Here is a 24460-nt window from a genome sequence, read left to right on the forward strand (position 1 = left end):
GCAATTTAAGCTTCGATTTCTTTAACTTCGATCAAATGACTAACATGATTGACCATGCCGCGGATCGCTGCATTGTCGTTATGTGTAACCGTTTGGTGCAGCTTACGCAAGCCGAGCGAAGCGACTGTGCGACGCTGAACTTCCGGACGACCGATCAGGCTGCGTTTGAGGGTAATTTGCAATTGCTTAGCCATGGTATCCCTCCTAACCTAACAGTTCTTCAACGGTTTTGCCACGCAGTTTTGCAACTTCTTCAGCACGCTTCAGACGCTGCAATCCTTCAAGAGTAGCATTCACCATGTTGATGGAGTTAGAAGAACCTAGGGATTTTGTCAAAATGTCGCCAACGCCAGCCAGTTCAAGAACTGCACGAACAGGACCGCCAGCGATAACGCCTGTACCTTTGGATGCCGGTTTCAAAAGCACATTACCTGCTCCGAATTTACCGATAACCAAGTGAGGAATCGTAGTGCCAACGATAGGTACATGAATCAGGTTTTTCTTGGCATCTTCAATACCTTTGCGGATCGCATCAGGTACTTCACCAGCTTTACCGATTCCTGCGCCTACCCAGCCGTTACCGTCGCCAACAACGACAAGTGCGCTGAAGCTGAAGCGACGTCCGCCTTTTACTACTTTAGCAACGCGATTAATGTTAACAACTTTTTCAGTTAACTCTAAAGTATTGGGATCAATACGCAAGTGACTTTACCTCCTTGTGGATAATTTTTATTAAAATTCAAGACCTGCTTCACGAGCTGCATCAGCCAGTGCTTGCACACGTCCGTGATACAAATATCCGCCGCGGTCGAATACTACTTTTACTACACCGTTCTTTTTCGCACGTTCTGCGATCAAAGCGCCAACTTTAGCAGCTGCTTCTGCATTACCGCCGTTACCGATGCTTTCTTTCAACTCTTTATCTTGAGTGGAAGCTGCGGCAATTGTTACTCCCTTCACATCGTCGATCAATTGAGCGTACATGTGTTTGGAAGAGCGGAAAATGTTCAAGCGAGGACGTTCAGCCGTACCTTGAATTTTCTTACGAACGCGAAGATGTCTTTTCAGACGTGCTTTATTTTTATCGCCTTTTGTAATCATTGTAGGGTCACTCCTTTCGACTTGGATGAGAAATTATCGCTTTACGCGATCTTATTTCTTCTTACCGGCTTTACCTTCTTTACGAAGAATGCGCTCGCCTTCGTATTTAATACCTTTACCTTTATAAGGCTCTGGTTCACGAACGGAACGTACTTTCGCAGCAGTTGCGCCGACCAACTCTTTATCGATACCTTTAACGATAATCTTAGTGTTCGAAGGAACTTCGAATTCAATGCCGTTTTCTGGTTCGATTTCAACTGGGTGGGAGTAACCAACGTTCAAAACCAGCTTATTGCCAGTTTTGTTAGCACGGTACCCTACACCAACCAAATCAAGGGATTTTGCGAAACCTTCCGTTACGCCACTAACCATGTTGGCAACAACACTTCTTGTCGTACCGTGAAGGGATCTGTGTAATTTATTATCAGAAGGACGTTCTACAGAAATTTCGTTTTCTGCAACAACAACCTTCATGTCTCTGTGTAATTCGCGGCTCAAAGTTCCTTTTGGACCTTTAACTGTAATAACAGTGTTGTCCAAAGTAACGTTTACGCCGTTAGGAATTGTAATTGGCTTACGACCAATACGGGACATGGTTTGCACCTCCGTTCAGATGAATTGTGTTTATTACCAAACGTAGCAGACTACTTCGCCGCCAGCTTTGGATTGACGAGCTTCTTTATCGGTCATAACGCCTTGGGAAGTAGAGATAATAGCTATTCCCAAACCGCCAAGTACACGAGGAACCTCTTGGCTTTGCGTGTAAACGCGAAGACCTGGTTTGCTGATTCTTTTCAAACCGGAGATAACACGCTCATTGTTAGGGCCGTATTTCAAGAAAAGACGGATAATCCCTTGCTTGTTATCTTCGATATATTCAGCGTCACGGATAAAGCCTTCCTTTTTCAAGATCTCAGCGATTTCTCTCTTGATCTTCGAAGCCGGGATTTCAACCGTTTCATGACGCACTACGTTTGCATTACGAATGCGTGTAAGCATATCTGCAATTGGATCTGACATCACCATATTGTGTGAACCTCCTTCCCGAAACTAGGGTAATTACCAGCTTGCTTTTTTAACGCCAGGAATCTGGCCTTTGTATGCTAATTCGCGGAAACAAATTCTGCAAATTTTGAATTTCCGTAGAACGGAATGTGGACGACCGCAACGCTCGCAGCGAGTATACGCCTGTACCTTGAATTTAGGAGGGCGCTGCTGCTTAACTTTCATCGAAGTTTTTGCCACTTACTTTTACACCTCCGTTTTGACCGTCGCGATTATTTCGTGAACGGCATTCCCAATTGGGTTAATAACTCACGGGACTCTTCGTCAGTATTAGCAGTCGTTACGATAACGATATCCATACCGCGAACTTTGTCCACTTTATCATACTCGATCTCAGGGAAGATCAATTGCTCTTTCAGACCCAGTGTATAGTTACCGCGGCCGTCAAAAGCTTTGGAAGAAACACCACGGAAGTCACGTACCCGAGGAAGTGCCACATTGAACAATTTGTCCAGGAAGTGATACATACGCTCGCCGCGAAGTGTTACTTTTACACCGATTGGCATATTTTCACGCAGCTTGAAACCTGCGATGGATTTTTTTGCTTTAGTTACAACTGGTTTTTGACCAGCGATCAGCTGCAAATCTTGAACAGCAACGTCGAGTACTTTAGAGTTGGAAACTGCCTCACCAACACCCATGTTGATAACGACTTTTTCAATCTTAGGCACTTGCATAACTGTGGAATAGCTGAACTTTTGCATCAACGAAGGTGTTACTTCGTTCAAGAAACGATCTTTTAATCTTGCTGCCATGTTTCATGTACCTCCTTTCCTAACTTATACGATTAGTCGATGACTTCACCGGATTTTTTAGCTACACGCACTTTTGTACCGTTATCCAGCACTTTGTAACCTACGCGAGTAGGTTGGCCGCTCTTTGGATCAATCAGCATCACGTTCGAAACGTGAATTGGCGCTTCTTGAGAGATGATACCGCCTTGTGGGTTCGCTTGGGAAGGTTTAGTGTGCTTTTTGATCATGTTCACACCTTCAACCAACACGCGATTTTCACGAGGATATGCTGCGATTACACGACCTTTTTTACCTTTGTCTTTACCAGTAATCACGAACACGTTATCGTCTTTTTTCACGTTCAATTTATTGTTGTGAGACTCCAATTTCTTGGGTTGTTTTGGCATTGAGTTTCCACCTCCTGAGGACATTCCTGCGAATGTCTAGCTTGCTTCGATAGAAAGCACTAAGAACTAAGTTTACTATACAGTCAGACTCACATTCAAAAGAATGTTATTGCCTTATTAGATAACTTCCGGTGCAAGAGACACAATTTTCATGAAATCTCTTTCGCGAAGTTCACGAGCAACTGGTCCAAAGATACGAGTACCACGAGGACTCTTGTCATCTTTAACGATAACAGCTGCATTTTCATCAAAGCTGATATAAGAACCGTCTTTACGACGAGCGCCACGTTTTGTACGAACGATAACCGCTTTAACTACATCACCCTTTTTGACAACGCCACCTGGTGTTGCTTCTTTCACGGAGCAGATGATCAAATCACCGATATGTCCTACACGACGACCCGTACCACCCAGCACACGGATACACATAAGCTGTTTCGCACCAGAGTTGTCAGCCACATTTAAACGAGATAGAGGTTGAATCATTGTCTAAACCCTCCTTCCGGAATTGATGCACAATGCATATCTTAAACGATAACCGCTTTTTCTACCACTTCAACCAGTCTCCAGCGTTTGTCTTTGGAGATCGGACGAGTTTCCATGACTTTTACAACATCACCGATTTTCGCTTCGTTGTTTTCATCATGAGCTTTGAATTTCTTCGTATATTTGATTCTCTTGTGGTAAAGGTCATGCTTTTTGTAAGTCTCAACAGCAACAACGATGGTTTTGTCCATTTTGTTGCTCACGACTTTACCAACTTGAGTTTTACGTTCGTTACGTTCACTCATTGGGAGATCCTCCTCTCTCATTCATTAACTAATGATACCCAGTTCTCTTTCACGCAAAACAGTCTTTGCACGAGCAATCTCTTTGCGGATTTCTCGAATCTGAACTGGGTTATCCAGTTGACCGGTAGCCAGTTGAAAACGGAGGTTAAAGAGCTGCTCTTTAAATCCGGCAACCTTTTGTTCAATTTCAGCAGTGGTTAAGTTGCGAAATTCACTAGCTTTCATTTGCTTCACCACCTACATCTTCTCTTTTAACAAACTTCGTTTTGATCGGCAGTTTGTGAGAAGCAAGACGCAACGCTTCGCGTGCAATCTCTTCACTTACGCCAGCCAATTCGAACATGATTTTACCTGGTTTTACTACAGCAACCCATTTCTCTACGTTACCTTTACCGCTACCCATCCGAACTTCAAGAGGCTTTTGCGTAATTGGTTTCGCAGGGAATATTTTGATCCATACTTTACCGCCCCGTTTGATGTAACGAGTCATGGCAATACGAGCTGCCTCGATTTGACGGTTGGTAACCCAAGCTGGCTCCATAGCCTGCAAACCGAATTCGCCGAAACTAACTTCTGTACCGCCCTTAGCGCGTCCGCGCATTTTGCCGCGGTGCTCTTTACGGTGCTTTACACGTTTAGGAACTAACATGATTAGTTGCCTCCTTCCGTAACAGCCTTTTTCTTAGCCGTTGGAAGAACTTCGCCACGATAGATCCATACTTTTACGCCGATACGACCGTATGTGGTATGAGCTTCTGCTGTACCGTAGTCGATGTCTGCACGCAATGTATGAAGAGGAACAGTACCTTCGCTGTATCCTTCTGTTCTGGCGATCTCTGCTCCGCCCAAACGACCGCTAACCGATGTTTTGATACCCTTAGCGCCGGATCTCATCGATCTTTGGATAGCTTGTTTCAATGCACGACGGAACGATACACGACGCTCCAATTGTTGTGCAATGCTTTCTGCAACCAAGATAGCGTCAAGATCAGCTTGTTTGATTTCAGAAATGTTGATGTGAATCTTTTTACCGTTGGACAGTTTGGAGATGTAGTTACGGATAACTTCAACTTCAGAACCGCCTTTACCGATAACCATACCAGGCTTCGCCGTATGAATAGTAACATTTACACGGTTAGCGGCACGCTCGATATCAATATGAGAAACAGCCGAATCCTTCAGCTTTTCTTTCAAGTATTCGCGGATTTTCACGTCTTCCAATAGCAAATCGCCGAAGTCTTTACCAGCGTACCATTTGGATTCCCAATCGCGGATAATACCAATTCTAAGTCCTACCGGGTTTACTTTCTGACCCACACGTTATCCCTCCTTATTTTTCAGATACCACTACTGTAATGTGGCTGGTACGCTTATTGATACGGCTCGCACGTCCCATAGCGCGAGGACGGAATCTTTTCATTGTTGGACCTTGGTTAACATAAGTTTGGCTAATAACCAAATTGTTAGGGTCCATGGAGTAGTTATGCTCAGCGTTAGCAATCGCAGAGTTCAAAACTTTCTCAACAATTGGAGATGCAGCTTTCGGCGTATGACGCAGAATTGCAATCGCCTCTCCTACTTGCTTGCCGCGGATCAAATCGATCACCAATTGCACCTTACGAGGAGCAATACGAACGAATCTTGCAATGGATTTTGCTTGTTGCATGGAAGTACCTCCTCTCATTCACAACTTCATTCAAAAGCTCACACTAACGATTAGCGTTTGCTTGTTTTTTTGTCATCACCATGACCTTTGTAAGTACGAGTTGGTGCAAACTCACCAAGTTTGTGTCCAACCATATCTTCAGTCACGTAAACCGGTACGTGCTTTCTACCATCATACACCGCAAATGTGAAACCGATGAATTGCGGGAAAATCGTGGAGCGACGAGACCAAGTTTTGATAACCTGCTTTTTTTGAGTATCCCCTTGTTCTTCGACTTTCTTCAAAAGATAGCCGTCCACGAAAGGACCTTTTTTCAAACTGCGACCCATGTTCCGTTCCTCCCTTCTTCAAACACTCGCTTAAATCGATTACTTCGTACGACGACGAACGATATATTTATCAGAAGCTTTGCCTTTTTTACGAGTTTTATAACCAAGAGTCGGTTTACCCCATGGAGACATAGGAGATTTACGACCGATTGGAGCGCGGCCTTCACCACCACCGTGAGGGTGATCGTTAGGGTTCATAACAACCCCGCGGACTTCAGGTCTTTGACCCAACCAACGGGAACGTCCTGCTTTACCGATCTTAACCAATTCGTAGTCTTCGTTACCAACGGAACCGATAGTAGCGCGGCAAACTTTCAAGACTTTTCTTACTTCGCCGGAAGAAAGACGAATCGTTACATAACGTTCTTCTTTACCGAGCAATTGAGCTTCTGTACCAGCTGCACGAACCAATTGTCCGCCTTTACCTGGTTTCAACTCAATATTGTGAATTACTGTACCAACTGGAATGTTTTCAAGCGGCAATGCATTACCGATCTTGATATCAGATCCAGGTCCGGAAACGATTTGATCGTCTACTTTCAAGCCTTTTGGAGCGATGATGTAACGTTTCTCTCCATCCACGTAGTGAATCAAAGCGATGTTAGCGGAACGGTTCGGATCGTACTCAATTGTAGCAACGCGTCCTGGTATTCCATCTTTGTTCCGTTTGAAATCGATAATCCGGTATTTACGCTTGTGTCCACCGCCTTGGTGACGAACCGTAATTTTACCTTGGTTGTTGCGTCCTGCTTTTTTGCTTAGAGGAGCCAACAAAGACTTCTCCGGTGTAGATGTTGTGATTTCTTCAAATGTAGAAACCGACATAGCGCGTCGAGCAGGCGACGTTGGTTTATATTTTTTGATTGGCACTTGGATTCCCTCCTTACTCTAAAGAATAGATTACACAGTCTCGAAGAATTCGAGTTCTTTACTGTCTGCGCTCAAGGAAACAATCGCTTTTTTCCATTCGGATGTATATCCGGCATGACGACCGTAACGCTTAGGCTTAGCAGGCATTCTCAGTGTGTTAACATTCGTTACCTTCACTTTGAAAATAGACTCAATCGCCTGTTTGATTTCCGTTTTGTTCGCACGGAGTTCCACTTCGAAGACATATTTCTTCTCGGCCATCATATCACTCGTACGCTCAGTGATCACAGGGCGCTTAATAATGTCGCGAGGGTTCTTCATTACGCAAACACCTCCTCTACCTTCTGTACCGCGTCCTTAGTGATGATCAGCTTGTCATATACCATAACATCAAGCACGTTAATTCCTTCAGCCACCACAAACTTGACGCCAGGAATGTTACGAGCGGACAATGCTACGTTTTCTTCGTAACCAGCTGTCACTACCAAAGCCTTACGGTCTACTTTCAAATTACCAAGAATCGCTGCAAAATCTTTCGTTTTTGGTTGAGCCAATTGCAATTGATCCAACACGATGATTTCGTTAGCAACCACCTTGGAAGACAATGCAGATTTGATCGCCAAACGACGAACTTTTTTCGGAAGCTTGTAGGAATAGCTGCGTGGAGTCGGTCCGAAAACAACGCCGCCACCTTTCCATTGAGGAGCACGAATACTACCTTGACGAGCACGTCCTGTACCTTTTTGTTTCCAAGGCTTACGTCCGCCACCGCGAACTTCAGAACGACCTTTTACTTTATGCGTACCCAGACGAAGGGATGCACGCTGCATCAAAACTGCTTCATTCAACACGTGAACGTGCGGCTCGATACCGAATACGGAATCCGACAACTCAACTTCCCCAACTTGGGAACCACTTACGTTGTATAATGCTACTTTAGGCATCTGTTAATCCTCCTTTCTTGCTTAACTTAGTTCTTAACCGTAGATTTCAAGCTTACAAAGCTGTTTTTAGCACCAGGAATGGAGCCTTTAATTAGAAGAACGTTACGTTCTATGTCTACTTTAATTACTTCAAGGTTTTGAAGAGTAACTGTTTCGCTACCCATATGCCCTGGAAGGTTCTTACCTTTAGGAACACGGTTCGCTTGAATCGAGCCCATCGAACCTGGACCACGGTGATAACGGGAGCCGTGAGCCATAGGACCAGTAGATTGGTTATGTCTCTTGATAACACCTTGGAACCCTTTACCTTTAGACGTGCCTGTTACGTCAACGAATTCGCCTTCTGCGAAAATGTCAGCCTTGATTTCTTGGCCAACTTCAAAATCAGAAGCACCGCGAACTTCTTTAACGTAGCGCTTAGGGGTTGCACCAGCTTTTTTTGCATGGCCCAACTCAGGTTTGTTAGCATTCTTTTCTTTTTTATCATCAAAGCCGATTTGGATCGCTTCGTAACCGTCATTCTCAACATCCTTCTTCTGAAGAACAGTGCAAGGACCTGCTTGAATTACAGTTACAGGAATCACCAAACCTTCCGGAGTAAACACTTGAGTCATACCAAGTTTTTTTCCTAAGATACCTTTAGTCATCGTTGACACCTCTTTTCTTTCCTACATTTATTATTTATCCACATGTGGATTACAGTTTAATTTCGATGTCCACACCGGACGGCAGATCCAAACGCATCAATGCATCAACCGTTTGCGGCGTAGGATTCACGATATCGATCAAACGCTTATGCGTACGCATTTCGAATTGTTCGCGCGAATCTTTGTATTTGTGAACCGCACGAAGAATCGTAATGATTTGCTTCTCAGTTGGAAGCGGAATCGGACCCGATACTCCAGCACCGGAGCGCTTCGCAGTTTCAACAATTTTCTCAGCTGATTGATCCAGAACTCTGTGATCATAAGCCTTCAAACGAATACGAATTTTTTGCTTTGCCATAGTATTCCCTCCTTCTATCGCCCAATTTATTATCGGACATACTCTGTGAAAATCTCCTGACGCCGTCCCTATGGCAAAGGGGCCGGGTGTGTCAGCAACCTCTCACGTCATCGCAACGTCACAGACCAACGTTTAATATTATATAAAATGCAGAAAGAAAAAGCAAGCGAATTTTTATGCATTTGCCTAAAAAAATAAAACCCCTCATCTCTAATGAGATGAAGGGTTTTATAGGTGCTGGGATTACTTGCTGATTGTAGCAACCGCGCCCGCGCCAACTGTACGTCCGCCTTCACGAATCGCGAAACGAGTACCTTCTTCGATAGCGATTGGGGAGATCAATTCTACAGTAACAGTGATGTTATCACCAGGCATTACCATCTCAGTGCCTTCTGGCAGGTTGATGATACCTGTAACGTCAGTTGTACGGAAGTAGAACTGTGGACGGTAGCCAGTGAAGAAAGGCTTGTGACGGCCGCCCTCTTCTTTAGTCAGAACGTAGATTTGAGCAGAAAAGTTAGTGTGAGGCTTAACGGAACCAACTTTCGCCAAAACTTGACCACGCTCGATATCTTTACGGTCTACACCACGAAGCAATGCGCCAATGTTGTCGCCCGCTTGAGCGGAATCCAACAATTTACGGAACATCTCAACGCCTGTAACGATACATTTGCGAGTCTCTTCTTGCAAACCAACGATTTCAACCTCGTCTTGTACTTTAACAGTACCACGCTCTACACGACCAGTCGCAACTGTACCACGACCTGTGATGGAGAACACGTCCTCAACTGGCATCAAGAAAGGCTTGTCAGTGTCGCGTTCTGGAGTTGGGATGTAAGTATCAACTTGTTCAAACAACTCAACGATTTTGTCAGCCCAAGGACCATCTGGGTTTTGAAGAGCTTCACGAGCTGCACCGCGGATGATTGGAGTGTCATCGCCTGGGAACTCATATTCGTTAAGAAGGTCGCGAACTTCCATTTCAACCAATTCAAGAAGCTCTTCGTCTTCAACCATATCACATTTGTTCAAGAATACTACGATGTAAGGAACGCCTACTTGACGGGACAACAGGATGTGCTCACGAGTTTGCGGCATTGGGCCGTCAGCTGCGGATACAACCAGGATCGCGCCGTCCATTTGAGCAGCACCAGTGATCATGTTCTTAACATAGTCAGCATGGCCTGGGCAGTCAACGTGTGCGTAGTGACGGTTAGGAGTTTCGTATTCAACGTGAGCTGTGGAGATTGTGATACCGCGCTCGCGCTCTTCTGGAGCTTTATCGATTTGGTCGAATGCTACAGCAGCACCGCCGTATCTTTTGGACAATACAGTAGTGATAGCGGCAGTCAAAGTTGTTTTACCGTGGTCAACGTGACCGATAGTACCAATGTTAACGTGGGGTTTATTACGTTCAAATTTCGCTTTTGCCATGGTTAGATTGCCTCCTTAGAATAATAGTTTATATTAAGCGCCTTTGTGTTTTGCAATAATTTCTTCAGCAATTGATTTAGGCACTTCTTCATAGTGAGAAATTTCCATCGAGTAAACACCGCGACCTTGTGTACGGGAGCGCAATGTTGTGGAGTAGCCAAACATTTCGGACAAAGGTACCTTTGCACGAATAATTTGAGCGCCGAAACGAGCGTCCATACCTTCAATACGACCACGACGGGAGTTAAGGTCACCCATAACATCACCCATATACTCTTCAGGAACAGTTACTTCTACTTTCATGATTGGCTCAAGAAGAACAGGGCTACATTTATCAACCGCTGCTTTCAAAGCCATCGATCCAGCAATTTTAAACGCCATTTCGTTGGAGTCAACGTCATGGTAAGAACCATCGAGAACAACTGCTTTGATATCTACCAGCGGGAAGCCAGCAATGACACCGTTCTTCATGGATTCTTCAATACCAGCTTGGATAGGAGCAATGTACTCCCTAGGAATCGCACCACCGACAACCTTACTTTCAAACTGGAATCCAGTCCCAGGCTCAAGTGGCGAGAACTCAACCCAACAATGTCCGTATTGACCACGACCACCTGATTGACGAACAAACTTACCTTCAACCTTAGCTGTTTGACGGAATGTTTCGCGGTAAGCAACTTGAGGCTTACCAACGTTTGTTTCCACTTTGAACTCACGAAGCATACGGTCAACGAGGATTTCAAGGTGAAGTTCACCCATACCTGCGATGATTGTTTGCCCAGTTTCTTCATCCGTGTGTGCACGGAACGTAGGATCCTCTTCAGACAATTTGGACAATGCAATACCCATTTTGTCTTGGTCAGCCTTCGTTTTCGGTTCAACAGCTAGCTGAATAACCGGTTCAGGGAAGTTCATGGACTCCAAAATAACTGGGTTTTTCTCATCACAAAGTGTATCACCCGTTGTAGTATCTTTCAGACCAACGGCAGCTGCGATGTCACCAGCGTATACGACGCTGATTTCTTGGCGACTGTTCGCATGCATTTGAAGAATACGTCCAACACGCTCACGTTTACCTTTTGTTGCATTATTAACGTACGATCCGGAATTAAGTACACCGGAGTATACACGGAAGAACGTCAATTTACCAACGAAAGGATCTGTCATGATTTTGAATGCAAGTGCAGAGAAAGGTTGATCGTCCGCAGACTTACGAGTTACTTCTGTACCATCTTCCAGAGTACCTTTAATATCAGGCACATCTACTGGCGAAGGAAGGTAGTTAATAACTGCATCCAGCATCAACTGCACACCTTTGTTTCTATAAGAAGAACCACAGATTACCGGAAAGATTTTCACTTGGCACACACCAATACGAAGTGCTTTTTTGATTTCCTCATTAGTAAGCTCTTCACCTTCGAGGTATTTCATCATCAGCTCTTCGTCAAGCTCTGCAACCTTCTCTACAAGCTCAAGTCTCAATTCTTCAACTTTCGCTTTGTACTCTTCCGGAATTTCTGTTTCAACGATGTCTTTACCCAGATCATCCTTGTACATATGCGCACGACGCTCAATCAAGTCAATGATCCCGATGAAATCATTTTCAGCACCAATTGGCAATTGGATAGCTACCGCATTTGCGCCAAGTTTTTCACGCATTTGATCGATAACTCCCAGGAAATCAGCACCAATAATGTCCATTTTGTTTACATATGCAATACGAGGAACTGAATAGCGATCGGCTTGTCTCCAAACCGTCTCAGATTGAGGTTCAACGCCTTCTTTGGCACTGAACACACCAACCGCTCCATCTAATACGCGGAGGGAACGTTCAACTTCTACAGTGAAGTCTACGTGTCCCGGGGTATCGATGATATTGATGCGGTTACCCTTCCAATGAGTGGTTGTAGCAGCGGAAGTAATTGTGATTCCGCGCTCTTGTTCTTGCTCCATCCAGTCCATTGTTGCAGCACCTTCGTGCACTTCACCAATTTTATGGGTGATGCCTGTGTAGAACAAGATCCGCTCAGTAGTCGTGGTTTTACCCGCATCAATATGCGCCATAATACCGATGTTACGCGTATCATTCAAGGAGTACTCTCTAGCCATGAGGATGTCTCCTTCCATTTAATCAGCGTATTTAAATTCTACCAACGATAATGCGCGAACGCTTTGTTGGCTTCAGCCATTTTGTGTGTATCTTCACGTTTCTTAACGGAAGCACCTGTGTTGTTGCTGGCATCAATAATTTCTTGAGCCAATCTTTCTTCCATCGTTTTCTCACCGCGAAGGCGGGAGTAGTTTACCAACCAACGCAGACCCAAAGTCGTACGACGATCTGGTCTAACTTCGATAGGCACTTGGTAGTTCGCACCACCTACACGACGGGCTTTAACTTCAAGAACAGGCATGATGTTTTTGATGGCAGCTTCAAACACTTCCATCGGCTCTTTACCTGTACGTTCTTGGATCATGTTAAAGGCGTTATAAAGAATGGTCTGAGCGACACCTCTTTTGCCATCAAGCATAATGCGGTTGATTAAACGAGTAACCAGCTTGCTATTATAAATAGGATCTGGCAATACGTCTCTGCGAGTAACTGGACCTTTACGAGGCATAGTTATCCCCCTTTCTCAAAAAGTTCATTCTTATTTTAAAGCAGATTACTTTTTCTCTTTCGGACGTTTCGTACCGTATTTGGAACGAGCTTGTTTCCGATTGTTTACACCGGATGTATCCAATGCGCCGCGAACGATATGGTAACGTACCCCTGGAAGGTCTTTTACCCGTCCACCACGGATCAATACAACGCTGTGCTCTTGAAGGTTGTGTCCGATACCTGGGATGTACGCAGTTACCTCTACACGGTTAGTCAAACGCACACGAGCATATTTACGAAGTGCGGAGTTCGGTTTCTTCGGTGTCATTGTACCTACACGAGTACATACACCACGTTTTTGAGGCGCACTCAGATCAGTAGCTTCTCTTTTCAGAGCATTAAAACCTCTTTGAAGAGCAGGTGATTTGGATTTTTCCACTTTTGCTTGACGTCCTTTACGAACGAGCTGGTTAATTGTTGGCATGTCGCCACCTCCTTCCGAATGTTGTTCTTACTTTGTTTCAAGCCCACAGATCCAGGCGAATCGTAAATGAACAAAGGAAAAGTTTTTGCCGACATCACATTGCTGTTTTGAAGACAAAAACATGCTTTACATCATTCATTCACTACAGCTGCCATAGCAGCTCCAACTTCAATACCACACGCCTTACCTAACAACTTCATGGAATCAACGTATGTTACCTTAACCCCCATCTTCTTGCAGAGGTTAACCATCTTTATCGTTATTCGCGGATCTGCATCTTTGGCAACAAAAACTTCGCTAGCTTTACCTAACTCTACCATTTTCGTCGCTTGCTTTGTGCCGATACTTATGTTCGTTGCCTGCTTCACTTTTTCATAAGACATCTGAAACATCCTCCAAAGCACAGGAGACTATTGATAAAATGGCACACTTTGATATATTAGCACCACCTATGCGGCATTGTCAAGAAGATTGCTTGTCTTCACATAGAATTTAATTTCCATTTTTCCATGAAGACAAGCAACTCTGACTTTTGCACATAGGTAAACTAGTAACTACTCTACGGAAACCGTCTCAAGCTCAGTTAGCTGCTCCTCACCGGTCTCCACTTCATTCGGATTAGTAATCCGGATGTTGCGGTATCTCGGCATTCCTGTGCCTGCAGGAATCAACTTACCGATAATAACATTTTCTTTGAGACCAAGCAACTGATCGACTTTGCCTTTGATGGCAGCATCGGTCAATACTCTAGTCGTCTCTTGGAAAGATGCCGCGGACAAGAAGGAATCTGTTTCTAGAGATGCTTTGGTAATACCAAGCAGCACCGGTCTAGCAACAGCTGGCTCAAGATTCGCAAATAAAGCGACTTTATTTGCTTCCTCATATTCATGCATATCTACAAAGGAGCCTGGCAGCAAGGTTGTATCCCCTGCGTCTACGATACGGATTTTACGAAGCATTTGGCGAACCATCACTTCGATGTGCTTATCGTTGATTTCTACCCCTTGGTTACGGTAAACGCGTTGTACTTCTTGCAGAATGTAGTTCTGTACGCCGCGGATTCCTTTGATTCGAAGCATTTCCTTCGGATCGATGGAACCTTCCGTTAACTCGTCCCCAGCTTCTACTTGCTGGTTCAGCGAAACACGAATACGGGAACCGTATGGTACTGCATACACTTTGGATTCAGCTTCGCCAAGAACTTCAATCTCACGACGATCCTTCGCTTCACGAATCTCTTTGACAATACCGTCAATCTCCGAAATGATCGCTTGACCTTTCGGATTTCTGGCTTCAAACAACTCTTGGATACGCGGCAAACCTTGCGTAATATCATCTCCGGCTACACCACCGGTATGGAACGTACGCATCGTCAGCTGGGTTCCCGGTTCCCCGATGGATTGAGCGGCGATAATACCGACGGCTTCCCCGATCTCGACAAACTGACCCGTAGCCAGGTTTCGTCCATAGCATTTTTTACATACGCCATGTCTGGAACGGCAGCTCAATACCGAACGAATTTGCAGCTTCTCGATACCGGCAGCGATAATTTTATCAGCGATACCTGCTTCAATAAGCTCGTTACGCCCAACGATGATTTCGCCTGTTTCCGGATGACGAATCGTTTCGAAAGCATACCTGCCCTCAATACGGTCATACAGATCCTCGATAACCTCTTTACCGTCCTGAATTTTGCTAACAGTAAAGCCTTTGTCTGTTCCGCAATCTTCATCACGAACGATGACGTCTTGGGCAACGTCAACGAGACGACGTGTCAAGTAACCCGAGTCCGCAGTACGAAGGGCTGTATCGGCCAAACCTTTCCGCGCACCGTGAGTCGAGATAAAGTACTCCAATACCGTCAGACCTTCACGGAAGTTCGATTTGATCGGCAACTCGATGATTTTACCCGAAGGATTGGCCATCAAACCACGCATACCGCCAAGCTGGGCGATCTGTGATTTGTTACCCCGTGCCTTGGACTCAACCATCATGTTGATGGAATTGTATTTATCAAGAGACTTCATCAGGATGTCAGTCAATTCATCCTTAGCCTTACTCCAGATCGCGATAACACGGTCATAACGCTCGTCATCTGTGATTAGACCGCGGCGATATTGGTTCGTAACTACGGCAACCTTATCGTCGGATTCTTTAAGAATGGCTTCCTTCTCCGAAGGTACGGTTACGTCCGCAACAGCGATCGTAATCCCTGCCTTAGTCGAATAAGTAAAGCCCAATTCTTTAATCCGGTCCAAAATAACGGAGGTCAGCGTTGTATGATATTTACGGAAGCACTCGGCAATAATAGAGCCCAAATACTCTTTACCGATTGCCTTACACTCTGGAAGTTCTTCCATGATTTGACGGACATTCGCGCCTTTATCAAAAACGAAGTAGTTATCCGATGTCCCTGTCAGCAAGTTTGCCTTAGTAGGCTCGTTAATGTAAGGGAAGTCCGCCGGATAAATTTCGTTAAAAATAACTTTACCGATTGTAGTGATCAGCAGCGCTTCTTGTTGTTCCGGAGTAAAGCTTGTTTTATTCAGTGCCTTAGCCGGAATCGCAATACGCGCATGCAAGGATGCAGCACCCCGTTGGTACAAGGAAACCGCCTCATGAACGGAACGCACAATCGTTAGAGCACCTTTTGCCGTCTTGTTGTCCGTTGTCAAATAGAAGCTTCCCAAGACCATATCCTGAGACGGCGTAACAACCGGCTTGCCATCCTTAGGGTTAAGAATGTTACCGGACGCCAGCATCAATACGCGCGCTTCCGCTTGAGCTTCTGATGACAATGGAACGTGAACCGCCATTTGGTCACCGTCGAAGTCGGCATTGTATGCCGTACAAACGAGCGGATGCAGTTTGATGGCACGACCCTCAACCAGGATCGGTTCAAACGCTTGAATCCCTAGTCTATGCAGTGTGGGGGCACGGTTCAAAAGAACCGGATGCTCTTTAATTACTTCTTCGAGAACATCCCAAACTTCAGGACTTACGCGTTCCACTTTACGTTTCGCGCTCTTGATATTATGAGCAAGACCTTTATTTACGAGCTCTTTCATAACGAAAGGCTTAAACAATTCGAGTGCCATTTCCTTCGGAAGACCACATTGGTACATCTTCAAGTTTGGTCCTACAACGATTACGGAACGACCGGAGTAGTCTACCCGCTTACCGAGCAAGTTTTGACGGAAACGTCCCTGCTTACCTTTCAGCATGTGGCTGAGGGATTTCAACGGACGGTTACCAGGACCTGTTACTGGACGGCCGCGGCGACCGTTATCGATCAGCGCATCTACAGCTTCCTGCAGCATCCGTTTCTCATTCTGAACGATGATATCCGGCGCACCAAGATCCAGCAGTCTTTTCAACCGGTTGTTACGGTTAATAACCCGGCGGTACAGATCGTTCAGGTCAGACGTCGCAAAACGACCGCCATCCAATTGAACCATCGGACGAAGCTCCGGCGGGATAACCGGAAGTACATCCAGCACCATCCACTCCGGCATGTTTTTGGAGTTACGGAAAGCTTCCATGACTTCAAGACGTTTGATCGCACGATTACGACGTTGGCCCTGAGCCGTTTTCAGCTCTTCCTTCAGCGTTTCGACTTCTTTCTCGATATCGATATCTTGAAGAAGCTTCTTAACCGCTTCTGCCCCCATTCCTGCTTGGAACGCATAGCCGTACTTCTCACGATAGCTGCGGTATTCCTTTTCAGAGAGGAGCTGTTTCTTCTCAAGCGGTGTATCTCCTGGATCTGTAACAACATACGATGCAAAATAGATAATCTCTTCGAGCGAACGAGGAGACATATCCAGACCTAAGCCCATACGGCTTGGGATCCCTTTGAAGTACCAAATGTGGGATACCGGTGCCGCCAGCTCAATGTGGCCCATCCGTTCACGACGGACTTTTTGACGCGTTACTTCTACTCCGCAGCGGTCACAAACAACGCCCTTGTAACGAACACGTTTGTACTTACCGCAATGACATTCCCAGTCCTTCGTAGGACCAAAAATCTTTTCGCAGAACAGACCTTCCTTTTCAGGCTTTAACGTTCTGTAGTTTATCGTTTCCGGTTTTTTGACTTCCCCGCGGGACCACGAACGGATCTTTTCAGGAGAAGCCAAGCCAATTTTCATGAATTCGAAGTTGTTAACGTCCATCAAGGAGCAACCCTCCTTAAAGTTTTGTCGAGCAAAACGGATCGTAAGCTTAATCTTGAAAAACGCACTATATAAACAAACAGGAGCCTGACAAAAGTCAGGCGTGAACCTGTTACTCTACACCCATCTCCGAACCTTCGAGATTGAGGTTCAGCTTGTCGCTCGTTACCTCATCGTCGTCATCGGTTTCCCTCATTTCGATCTCTTGCTCATCGCCGGACAAGATTTTCACATCCATACCCAAGCTTTGAAGCTCTTTGATCAATACCTTGAAGGACTCCGGTACACCTGGTTCCGGAACATTCTCACCTTTGACAATGGATTCGTACGTTTTGACACGTCCTACCACGTCATCGGATTTCACCGTCAATATCTCTTGCAAGGTATAAGCGGCACCATAGGCTTCAAGCGCCCAAACCTCCATCTCCCCGAAACGCTGACCACCGAACTGTGCTTTACCACCCAGCGGCTGCTGTGTAACAAGAGAGTAAGGACCCGTGGAACGGGCATGGATTTTATCGTCAACCATGTGCGCCAGCTTGATCATGTACATGACGCCAACGGTAACTTCCCGCTCAAACGGCTCGCCCGTACGACCATCGTACAAAATCGTCTTACCGTTACGCTGCATACCTGCTTCTTCCATCGTATCAAATACGTCATACTCGCGTGCGCCGTCAAATACCGGCGTAGCTGTATGAATACCCAAATACTTGGCAGCCATACCCAAGTGAACTTCAAGCGCTTGCCCGATGTTCATCCGCGACGGAACGCCCAATGGATTCAAGACAACCTGTACCGGAGTTCCATCCGGCAGGAACGGCATGTCCTCTTCAGGCATAATGCGCGCGATAACCCCTTTGTTACCGTGACGTCCGGCCATTTTATCGCCTTCGGAAATTTTCCGTTTTTGTGCGATATAGACACGAACCAATTGATTCACACCCGGAGGCAGCTCGTCACCGTTCTCACGAGTGAACACTTTTACGTCAACGACGATACCATCAGTACCATGCGGCACCCGCAAGGAGGTATCACGAACCTCACGTGCTTTTTCACCGAAAATGGCATGCAGCAAACGTTCTTCCGCCGTAAGCTCCGTAACCCCTTTAGGAGTAACTTTACCTACCAAAATATCGCCTGCGCCAATTTCGGCACCGACACGGATAATACCACGCTCATCCAGATTCTTCAGCGCATCTTCCCCAACGTTCGGAATATCGCGTGTGATTTCTTCAGGACCGAGCTTCGTATCTCTCGCTTCGGATTCATATTCTTCAATATGAATGGATGTATACACATCCTCTTTCACCAGTTTTTCACTAAGCAGAATGGCATCCTCGTAGTTATAGCCTTCCCACGTCATAAACGCGATGACCACGTTGCGTCCTAGTGCCAGCTCTCCCATTTCTGTGGAAGGACCGTCAGCCAGAATATCCCCGACACGTACTTGCTCACCTTTGTGGCAAATAGGGCGTTGGTTGATGCAGGTACCTTGGTTGGAACGCATAAACTTATGCAGCTTGTGCTTCACCAAATCCCCATTAACCAGCTTGCCATCTACCATTGCCTGGCGGCGCACCCAAATTTCGTTAGCCGATACGCGTTCTACAACACCGTCTACTTTGGATACAATACATACACCGGAGTCTTTGGCAGCCTTATGCTCCATCCCCGTCCCTACAAGAGGAGCTTTAGGAATAAGCAAAGGAACTGCTTGACGCTGCATGTTCGAACCCATCAACGCACGGTTGGAGTCATCGTTCTCCAAGAAAGGAATCAGCGCCGTAGCGACCGATACTACTTGTTTAGGCGATACGTCCATATAATCAACGCGCGCTTTAGGAAGGATTAAGTTATCATCTTTATAACGAACGATAACCGTATCATTGGCAAACGCGCCTTCTTCTGTCAGCTTCGAGTTCGCTTGAGCAACAACGTAATTATCTTCCTCATCTGCAGTCAGATAAGCGATTTGCTCGGTTACAACACCCGTCTTAGGATCAACCCAACGGTATGGCGCTTCAATAAAGCCATATTCATTGATTCTAGCGAAGGTTGACAAGGAGTTGATCAAACCGATGTTCGGTCCCTCCGGCGTCTCGATTGGACACATACGACCATAGTGAGAGTGATGGACGTCACGGACCTCAAAGCCCGCGCGCTCCCTTGTCAAACCACCAGGTCCCAAAGCGGACAAACGACGTTTATGCGTCAATTCGGCCAATGGATTCGTCTGATCCATAAACTGAGACAATTGGGAGCTTCCGAAAAACTCTTTAATCGACGCGATAACCGGTCTTATATTAATCAATGCCTGCGGCGTTATGACATTCGCGTCCTGAATGGACATCCGCTCACGAACAACACGCTCCATACGCGACAAACCGATACGGAACTGGTTTTGCAGCAATTCACCAACGGAGCGCAATCTTCTGTTACCCAGATGATCGATATCGTCCGTGTCGCCGATGCCATGCAGCAAGTTGATAAAGTAGTTGATAGACGCAATGATGTCTGCAGGCGTAATGTTCTTGATTGATTTATCGATCTTGCCGTTGGCGATGACTTTAACTACTTTACCATCTTCAATCGGCGAATACACGTTAATGCATTGGAATGGAATATGCTCCATCTCCGTTACACCATTCACTGCCGTGTACTCTTTATAGCCTACACCGTTCTCCAGGAAAGGAAGCACCTCATCCAGCAAACGACGATCCAACACCTGTCCAGCCTCTGCAATGATTTCACCCGTTTCAGGATCTGCCAAAGTCTCAGCCAAACGTTGGTTGAACAGACGATTCTTGATATGCAGCTTCTTGTTGATTTTGTAACGGCCAACATTGGCCAAATCATAGCGCTTCGGATCAAAGAACCTAGCCACGAGCAAGCTTCTAGCATTATCAAGTGTAGGAGGCTCACCTGGACGCAAGCGCTCATAGATTTCAATCAATGCTTTGTCGGTAGAATCGGTATTATCCTTATCCAACGTATTACGGATATACTCGTCATCACCGAGCAAATCCAAAATTTCAGCGTCCGTGCCAAAGCCCAAAGCTCTCAACAGGACAGTAACAGGAATCTTACGGGTACGATCGATGCGGACATAAATAATGTCCTTTGCATCCGTCTCCAGCTCGAGCCAAGCGCCACGATTCGGAATAACGGTTGCGGTATATGTTTTCTTGCCGTTTTTATCCACTTTCGTGCTAAAATAGACGCTAGGAGAACGAACCAGCTGACTGACGATAACCCGTTCGGCACCATTGATAATAAATGTCCCTGTTTCTGTCATTAACGGGAAGTCTCCCATAAATACTTCCTGCTCTTTAACTTCACCAGTTTCTTTATTGATCAAGCGCACTTTCACACGAAGCGGAGCTGCGTAAGTGACATCGCGTTCCTTGGATTCATCGACTGAGTACTTAGGATCACCTAAGCTATAATCGATAAATTCCAACACTAAATTCCCCGTAAAATCTTGTATCGGGGAAATATCCTGAAACATTTCACGCAATCCTTCTTCCAAAAACCACTCATATGATTTTTGTTGGATTTCAATCAGATTCGGAACTTCCAGAACCTCATGAATCCGAGCGTATGACCTGCGTTTGCGTCGACCTAATTGAACAAGATGACCCGCCAACTTTGATTCACCCCTCATGTCTACTCAACAGAACAAAATAAAAGCCTCTCCTGAAGCCTTCTCGAGTAAGTACTGTTGAAGTGATACTTCTTACGGAAGCTTCTAATGCATCAACTTTCATGTTACCATAATTTTCTTCATACCTAGTATCGTTTACCTAAAATTTAAACATTATACGTCGAATGCTTAAACTTTATTCATACCGGCAGAAAAAATCTTCTTGACATTTTAGCAAACTAAAGACATATAACCCAATCTTAATGCTGACATTTTATTATGATATCATAAACAAAATGTCAAGTCAACAAAATTGTAATGGGTTCCACTTATTTCTCTGCCTTGATGACCCGATACCCTTTGTCCTTACCCAGTTCCTTCACTTTCGAGAATAAAGACTCCAGCTTGGCAAAGGCTGAAGGAGCGCCCTGCTTCTTCTGAATGACAATCCATAAAGATCCGCCAGGATTCAATACCTCGTAAGCTTGTTCAAAAATACTATGAACGACTTCTTTCCCTGCGCGAATTGGAGGATTAGTAATAACAATGTCATAGCGATGATCCATCACTTCCGACAACCTATCGCTTTGTTTAATTTCCACATTCGCAATATGATTGCGCGAAGCATTCAATTTCGCCAGCTCCACGGCTCTTTCATTAATATCAACCATGGTGACGTGACCCTGTGGTACGAGCGTTGCAGCCGCCAGCCCCATCGGTCCATAACCGCAGCCTACATCCAGCACTCTTGCATCCTCGGGAAGCTCTAACGCTTCTATCAACACTTTCGATCCGTAATCCACCCCCTTCTTGGAGAAGACTCCAGCATCGGTCACGAAGGTGAATTTACGCCCGCGCAGCGATTCTTCGATTGTATGTAAATCATGTGCCGCCGTCGGTTTTTGCGTATAATAATGATCGCTCATTTCATTTCACCGCCTACTCTAGAACTGTGCATACTTCCGTCTATCACACTCCTGATTTCCCGCTTGGAACAAGGAAAACCCCCTGAAGTGATAAGCTCCAAGGGGTCTTTAGGGTTGAAGAGAATTACTTCACTTCTACAGCTGCGCCAGCTTCTTCAAGCTTAGCTTTGATTGCATCAGCGTCTTCTTTACCCACTTTTTCTTTGATTGGTTTTGGTGCGCCGTCAACCAAATCTTTAGCTTCTTTCAAGCCAAGACCAGTGATTTCGCGAACAACTTTGATAACGTTGATTTTGGAAGCACCAGCGCTAGTCAAGATTACGTCGAATTCTGTTTGCTCAGCAACTTCTGCTGCGCCGCCACCTGCTACAACAGCTACTGGAGCTGCAGCAGTTACGCCGAATTCTTCTTCGATTGCTTTAACAAGATCGTTCAATTCCAAAACTGTCATACCTTTAATTGCTTCCAAGATTTGCTCTTTACTCATGGTATATAAACCTCCATTAATTTTGTTTTTGGGTCATGCAATTTGCCTTAATGCCAAGAGCCGATTAGGCCTCTTGCGCTCCGCCTTCTTGCTTCTCAGACACAGCTTTAACCGCAAGGGCGAAGTTGCGAACTGGAGCTTGAAGCACGCTGAGCAACATGGACAGCAAGCCTTCTCTGGAAGGAAGCTCGGCCAATGCTTTGATTTGTTCAAAATCAACTACTTTACCTTCTACTACACCTGCTTTAACGCTCAGATGCTCATTTTTCTTAGCAAAAGCCGTCAAGATTTTTGCTGGAGTAATGATATCATCTTTACTGAATGCGATGGCTGTAGGACCAGTCAAATGTTCATCCAGTGCAGTTAAATCAGCGCTCGCAGTTGCGCGTCTAGCCAATGTGTTTTTCAACACTTGGAATTCAACGCCTGCTTCACGAAGTTGTTTGCGAAGCTCAGTTACTTGAGCCACGTTCAAACCACGGTAGTCAGTAACGATCGTGCAAGAGCTGTCTTTCAGCTTCTCAGTCACTTCTGCAACCTGCTGAGATTTCAGCTCAAGAGTTTTTGCGTTTGCCATTTGTTTTGCACCTCCTAAGTGCTTCCTTACGGAAGCATTCTTCATAAGAAACTAACTAATCTTAAATCCCGCAAGGGAACATCTTACTCGATCGATCAACTTATCTCGTAAGGTGCCGCGAAGGCTTTCCATTAAAACAGAAAATGCCTCCGCAGACACTGCGAAGGCATGATGATTTCACATAATCTTTGTACAAGCAAAGAAAAGGAACTCTATATCATAACACCTCGGCAGGGAATTAAGCCCTTTAGGGGCACCTGCTGTCTACGGTAAGTCATATTCGTTTGTCAACTTAGATAGGTTAGCATGCGTGACTGTAAAAGTCAACTGCCAAGCTTATCCTTATCTAAAGGATTGCACGTTTACACGCGCACTTGGACCCATCGTCGAGGAAACAGCGATGTTTTTCAGGTATACACCTTTAGCAGCTGCTGGTTTCGCACGGTTCAAAGCATCTACCAAAGCGCGGAAGTTGTCACCCAACTTCTCAGCATCAAAGGATACTTTACCGATAGGAGCGTGGATTTGACCGGCTTTATCCAGACGGTATTCGATTTTACCAGCCTTAATCTCTTGAACCGCTTTAGTTACATCAAATGTAACCGTACCAGCTTTAGGATTCGGCATCAAACCTTTACCACCCAAGATACGACCCAATTTACCCACTTCACTCATCATGTCCGGTGTCGCTACGCACACATCAAAGTCGAACCAACCTTGTTGGATCTTGTTGATCATGTCTTGATCGCCTACGAAATCAGCACCAGCCGCTTCCGCTTCTTTAGCTTTTTCGCCTTTAGCAAACACAAGAACACGCTTTGTTTTACCAGTACCGTGTGGCAATACAACAACACCACGAACGGCTTGGTCTTGTTTACGAGGGTCTACACCCAAACGAACTGCTACTTCAACAGTTTCGTCGAATTTTGCAGTCGCTGCTTTTTTCACAAGCTCAATCGCTTCTGCAGGCTCATAAAGAGTCTCAGGATTGACAAGCTTAGCGGCTTCCAAATACTTTTTGCCGTGTTTAGCCATTTGTTCTTCCTCCTTTGTGGTATTAGCGGAATATCCTCCCACTGATAGTGAAACCGTTACATCACGCGAAGCAATGTCGGTTATCACTGATAGCGCGACAGTACATCATACAAAGCCGATGTCAGTCGTCACTGATAGTGCAACTGTTGCATTACGCAAAGCGATGCCAGTTGTCACCGGTGTAG

31 protein-coding genes and 1 other annotated feature are annotated in these 24460 nt (G+C 45.5%); all 31 genes read right to left on the reverse strand.

Annotation, left to right across the window (positions count from 1 at the left end):
- Nucleotides 1-5: 5 nt before the first annotated feature.
- Nucleotides 6-194: a 50S ribosomal protein L30 gene (rpmD, locus tag CF651_RS27345; protein ID WP_094018035.1), complete on the reverse strand. Its 189-nt coding sequence runs from the start codon at nt 192-194 to the stop codon at nt 6-8.
- 10 nt (nt 195-204) lie between these two features.
- On the reverse strand, nt 205-702 hold the full coding sequence (gene rpsE / locus CF651_RS27350; RefSeq protein ID WP_094018036.1) for a 30S ribosomal protein S5: 498 nt from the start codon (nt 700-702) through the stop codon (nt 205-207).
- A 30-nt stretch (nt 703-732) separates the two neighbouring features.
- On the reverse strand, nt 733-1101 hold the full coding sequence (gene rplR / locus CF651_RS27355) for a 50S ribosomal protein L18 (protein ID WP_094018037.1): 369 nt from the start codon (nt 1099-1101) through the stop codon (nt 733-735).
- Nucleotides 1102-1152: 51 nt separating this feature from the next.
- Nucleotides 1153-1695: a 50S ribosomal protein L6 gene (gene rplF / locus CF651_RS27360; RefSeq protein ID WP_094018038.1), complete on the reverse strand. Its 543-nt coding sequence runs from the start codon at nt 1693-1695 to the stop codon at nt 1153-1155.
- Between the two features lie 33 nt (nt 1696-1728).
- A complete protein-coding gene (gene rpsH, locus CF651_RS27365) occupies nt 1729-2127 on the reverse strand; it encodes a 30S ribosomal protein S8 (RefSeq protein WP_094018039.1) in 399 nt (132 codons plus the stop codon).
- Between the two features lie 33 nt (nt 2128-2160).
- Nucleotides 2161-2346, reverse strand: a complete 186-nt coding sequence (locus CF651_RS27370) for a type Z 30S ribosomal protein S14 (protein WP_026326663.1) — start codon at nt 2344-2346, stop codon at nt 2161-2163.
- A 32-nt stretch (nt 2347-2378) separates the two neighbouring features.
- Nucleotides 2379-2921 carry a 50S ribosomal protein L5 gene (rplE, locus tag CF651_RS27375; RefSeq protein WP_094018040.1) on the reverse strand — a complete coding sequence of 181 codons (543 nt, stop codon included), beginning with the start codon at nt 2919-2921 and terminating at the stop codon, nt 2379-2381.
- Nucleotides 2922-2953: 32 nt separating this feature from the next.
- On the reverse strand, nt 2954-3307 hold the full coding sequence (rplX, locus tag CF651_RS27380; RefSeq protein ID WP_094018041.1) for a 50S ribosomal protein L24: 354 nt from the start codon (nt 3305-3307) through the stop codon (nt 2954-2956).
- A 117-nt stretch (nt 3308-3424) separates the two neighbouring features.
- Nucleotides 3425-3793 carry a 50S ribosomal protein L14 gene (gene rplN / locus CF651_RS27385; protein WP_094018042.1) on the reverse strand — a complete coding sequence of 123 codons (369 nt, stop codon included), beginning with the start codon at nt 3791-3793 and terminating at the stop codon, nt 3425-3427.
- A 41-nt stretch (nt 3794-3834) separates the two neighbouring features.
- Entirely contained in the window at nt 3835-4098 is a 264-nt protein-coding gene (gene rpsQ, locus CF651_RS27390; RefSeq protein ID WP_094018043.1) for a 30S ribosomal protein S17, read from the reverse strand.
- A 24-nt stretch (nt 4099-4122) separates the two neighbouring features.
- Nucleotides 4123-4323, reverse strand: coding sequence for a 50S ribosomal protein L29 (gene rpmC, locus CF651_RS27395; RefSeq protein WP_094018044.1), 201 nt, complete (start codon nt 4321-4323; stop codon nt 4123-4125).
- Nucleotides 4313-4747 (reverse strand): 50S ribosomal protein L16, encoded by a 435-nt coding sequence (gene rplP, locus CF651_RS27400; protein ID WP_094018045.1) that lies wholly within the window; start codon nt 4745-4747, stop codon nt 4313-4315. Before rplP ends, rpmC begins: the two co-directional genes overlap by 11 nt.
- A 2-nt stretch (nt 4748-4749) precedes the next feature.
- The gene (rpsC, locus tag CF651_RS27405; protein WP_094018046.1) at nt 4750-5415 is read right to left on the reverse strand and encodes a 30S ribosomal protein S3; all 666 of its coding nucleotides are present in this window, start codon (nt 5413-5415) and stop codon (nt 4750-4752) included.
- A gap of 13 nt (nt 5416-5428) precedes the next feature.
- Nucleotides 5429-5764, reverse strand: a complete 336-nt coding sequence (rplV, locus tag CF651_RS27410) for a 50S ribosomal protein L22 (RefSeq protein ID WP_094018047.1) — start codon at nt 5762-5764, stop codon at nt 5429-5431.
- A 50-nt stretch (nt 5765-5814) separates the two neighbouring features.
- Nucleotides 5815-6093, reverse strand: a complete 279-nt coding sequence (gene rpsS, locus CF651_RS27415; RefSeq protein WP_094018048.1) for a 30S ribosomal protein S19 — start codon at nt 6091-6093, stop codon at nt 5815-5817.
- Between the two features lie 39 nt (nt 6094-6132).
- Nucleotides 6133-6963, reverse strand: a complete 831-nt coding sequence (rplB, locus tag CF651_RS27420; protein WP_094018049.1) for a 50S ribosomal protein L2 — start codon at nt 6961-6963, stop codon at nt 6133-6135.
- 30 nt (nt 6964-6993) lie between these two features.
- Complete coding sequence (gene rplW, locus CF651_RS27425) at nt 6994-7284, reverse strand: 50S ribosomal protein L23 (protein ID WP_094018050.1); 291 nt, start codon at nt 7282-7284, stop codon at nt 6994-6996.
- Complete coding sequence (gene rplD, locus CF651_RS27430; protein WP_094018051.1) at nt 7284-7907, reverse strand: 50S ribosomal protein L4; 624 nt, start codon at nt 7905-7907, stop codon at nt 7284-7286. Before rplD ends, rplW begins: the two co-directional genes overlap by 1 nt.
- A gap of 26 nt (nt 7908-7933) precedes the next feature.
- Nucleotides 7934-8554 carry a 50S ribosomal protein L3 gene (gene rplC, locus CF651_RS27435; RefSeq protein ID WP_094018052.1) on the reverse strand — a complete coding sequence of 207 codons (621 nt, stop codon included), beginning with the start codon at nt 8552-8554 and terminating at the stop codon, nt 7934-7936.
- 49 nt (nt 8555-8603) lie between these two features.
- Nucleotides 8604-8912: a 30S ribosomal protein S10 gene (gene rpsJ / locus CF651_RS27440; RefSeq protein ID WP_006212922.1), complete on the reverse strand. Its 309-nt coding sequence runs from the start codon at nt 8910-8912 to the stop codon at nt 8604-8606.
- A gap of 243 nt (nt 8913-9155) precedes the next feature.
- Nucleotides 9156-10346, reverse strand: coding sequence for an elongation factor Tu (gene tuf, locus CF651_RS27445; RefSeq protein ID WP_094018053.1), 1191 nt, complete (start codon nt 10344-10346; stop codon nt 9156-9158).
- A 33-nt stretch (nt 10347-10379) separates the two neighbouring features.
- Nucleotides 10380-12455 (reverse strand): elongation factor G, encoded by a 2076-nt coding sequence (gene fusA, locus CF651_RS27450; RefSeq protein WP_094018054.1) that lies wholly within the window; start codon nt 12453-12455, stop codon nt 10380-10382.
- A 38-nt stretch (nt 12456-12493) separates the two neighbouring features.
- Nucleotides 12494-12964 (reverse strand): 30S ribosomal protein S7, encoded by a 471-nt coding sequence (gene rpsG / locus CF651_RS27455; protein WP_028552019.1) that lies wholly within the window; start codon nt 12962-12964, stop codon nt 12494-12496.
- Between the two features lie 45 nt (nt 12965-13009).
- Nucleotides 13010-13429: a 30S ribosomal protein S12 gene (rpsL, locus tag CF651_RS27460; RefSeq protein ID WP_094018055.1), complete on the reverse strand. Its 420-nt coding sequence runs from the start codon at nt 13427-13429 to the stop codon at nt 13010-13012.
- A gap of 131 nt (nt 13430-13560) precedes the next feature.
- Nucleotides 13561-13812, reverse strand: coding sequence for a ribosomal L7Ae/L30e/S12e/Gadd45 family protein (locus tag CF651_RS27465; RefSeq protein ID WP_094018056.1), 252 nt, complete (start codon nt 13810-13812; stop codon nt 13561-13563).
- Nucleotides 13813-13983: 171 nt separating this feature from the next.
- Nucleotides 13984-17607, reverse strand: a complete 3624-nt coding sequence (gene rpoC, locus CF651_RS27470; protein ID WP_094018057.1) for a DNA-directed RNA polymerase subunit beta' — start codon at nt 17605-17607, stop codon at nt 13984-13986.
- Nucleotides 17608-17716: 109 nt separating this feature from the next.
- Entirely contained in the window at nt 17717-21253 is a 3537-nt protein-coding gene (rpoB, locus tag CF651_RS27475; protein WP_094018058.1) for a DNA-directed RNA polymerase subunit beta, read from the reverse strand.
- A 326-nt stretch (nt 21254-21579) separates the two neighbouring features.
- Nucleotides 21580-22176, reverse strand: a complete 597-nt coding sequence (locus CF651_RS27480) for a class I SAM-dependent methyltransferase (RefSeq protein ID WP_094018059.1) — start codon at nt 22174-22176, stop codon at nt 21580-21582.
- 124 nt (nt 22177-22300) lie between these two features.
- Complete coding sequence (gene rplL / locus CF651_RS27485) at nt 22301-22663, reverse strand: 50S ribosomal protein L7/L12 (protein ID WP_094018060.1); 363 nt, start codon at nt 22661-22663, stop codon at nt 22301-22303.
- A gap of 64 nt (nt 22664-22727) precedes the next feature.
- A complete protein-coding gene (gene rplJ, locus CF651_RS27490; protein ID WP_094018061.1) occupies nt 22728-23240 on the reverse strand; it encodes a 50S ribosomal protein L10 in 513 nt (170 codons plus the stop codon).
- A 130-nt stretch (nt 23241-23370) separates the two neighbouring features.
- Nucleotides 23371-23528, reverse strand: a sequence feature (ribosomal protein L10 leader region).
- Between the two features lie 54 nt (nt 23529-23582).
- Entirely contained in the window at nt 23583-24275 is a 693-nt protein-coding gene (rplA, locus tag CF651_RS27495; protein WP_094018062.1) for a 50S ribosomal protein L1, read from the reverse strand.
- Nucleotides 24276-24460 lie beyond the last annotated feature (185 nt).

The sequence above is a fragment of the Paenibacillus rigui genome, from assembly GCF_002234615.1.
GTDB classification, from domain to species: domain Bacteria; phylum Bacillota; class Bacilli; order Paenibacillales; family NBRC-103111; genus Paenibacillus_S; species Paenibacillus_S rigui.

Excerpts from the sequence above, each read along its gene's own strand:
- rpmD (WP_094018035.1), bottom strand. The coding sequence starts at position 194 with ATGGCTAAGCAATTGCAAATTACCCTCAAACGCAGCCTGATCGGTCGT.
- rpsG (WP_028552019.1), bottom strand. The coding sequence starts at position 12,964 with ATGCCTCGTAAAGGTCCAGTTACTCGCAGAGACGTATTGCCAGATCCT.
- rplL (WP_094018060.1), bottom strand. The coding sequence starts at position 22,663 with ATGAGTAAAGAGCAAATCTTGGAAGCAATTAAAGGTATGACAGTTTTG.
- rplC (WP_094018052.1), bottom strand. The coding sequence starts at position 8,554 with ATGACTAAAGGTATCTTAGGAAAAAAACTTGGTATGACTCAAGTGTTT.
- rplE (WP_094018040.1), bottom strand. The coding sequence starts at position 2,921 with ATGGCAGCAAGATTAAAAGATCGTTTCTTGAACGAAGTAACACCTTCG.
- rplX (WP_094018041.1), bottom strand. The coding sequence starts at position 3,307 with ATGCCAAAACAACCCAAGAAATTGGAGTCTCACAACAATAAATTGAAC.
- CF651_RS27465 (WP_094018056.1), bottom strand. The coding sequence starts at position 13,812 with ATGTCTTATGAAAAAGTGAAGCAGGCAACGAACATAAGTATCGGCACA.
- rpsL (WP_094018055.1), bottom strand. The coding sequence starts at position 13,429 with ATGCCAACAATTAACCAGCTCGTTCGTAAAGGACGTCAAGCAAAAGTG.
- rplV (WP_094018047.1), bottom strand. The coding sequence starts at position 5,764 with ATGCAACAAGCAAAATCCATTGCAAGATTCGTTCGTATTGCTCCTCGT.
- rplD (WP_094018051.1), bottom strand. The coding sequence starts at position 7,907 with ATGCCTAAAGTAGCATTATACAACGTAAGTGGTTCCCAAGTTGGGGAA.
- rplA (WP_094018062.1), bottom strand. The coding sequence starts at position 24,275 with ATGGCTAAACACGGCAAAAAGTATTTGGAAGCCGCTAAGCTTGTCAAT.
- rplJ (WP_094018061.1), bottom strand. The coding sequence starts at position 23,240 with ATGGCAAACGCAAAAACTCTTGAGCTGAAATCTCAGCAGGTTGCAGAA.
- rplP (WP_094018045.1), bottom strand. The coding sequence starts at position 4,747 with ATGTTAGTTCCTAAACGTGTAAAGCACCGTAAAGAGCACCGCGGCAAA.
- tuf (WP_094018053.1), bottom strand. The coding sequence starts at position 10,346 with ATGGCAAAAGCGAAATTTGAACGTAATAAACCCCACGTTAACATTGGT.
- rplF (WP_094018038.1), bottom strand. The coding sequence starts at position 1,695 with ATGTCCCGTATTGGTCGTAAGCCAATTACAATTCCTAACGGCGTAAAC.
- rpsH (WP_094018039.1), bottom strand. The coding sequence starts at position 2,127 with ATGGTGATGTCAGATCCAATTGCAGATATGCTTACACGCATTCGTAAT.
- rplR (WP_094018037.1), bottom strand. The coding sequence starts at position 1,101 with ATGATTACAAAAGGCGATAAAAATAAAGCACGTCTGAAAAGACATCTT.
- CF651_RS27480 (WP_094018059.1), bottom strand. The coding sequence starts at position 22,176 with ATGAGCGATCATTATTATACGCAAAAACCGACGGCGGCACATGATTTA.
- rplW (WP_094018050.1), bottom strand. The coding sequence starts at position 7,284 with ATGAAGAACCCTCGCGACATTATTAAGCGCCCTGTGATCACTGAGCGT.
- rplN (WP_094018042.1), bottom strand. The coding sequence starts at position 3,793 with ATGATTCAACCTCTATCTCGTTTAAATGTGGCTGACAACTCTGGTGCG.
- rpsQ (WP_094018043.1), bottom strand. The coding sequence starts at position 4,098 with ATGAGTGAACGTAACGAACGTAAAACTCAAGTTGGTAAAGTCGTGAGC.
- rpmC (WP_094018044.1), bottom strand. The coding sequence starts at position 4,323 with ATGAAAGCTAGTGAATTTCGCAACTTAACCACTGCTGAAATTGAACAA.
- rpsS (WP_094018048.1), bottom strand. The coding sequence starts at position 6,093 with ATGGGTCGCAGTTTGAAAAAAGGTCCTTTCGTGGACGGCTATCTTTTG.
- fusA (WP_094018054.1), bottom strand. The coding sequence starts at position 12,455 with ATGGCTAGAGAGTACTCCTTGAATGATACGCGTAACATCGGTATTATG.
- rpsJ (WP_006212922.1), bottom strand. The coding sequence starts at position 8,912 with ATGGCAAAGCAAAAAATTCGTATTCGTTTGAAGGCTTATGATCACAGA.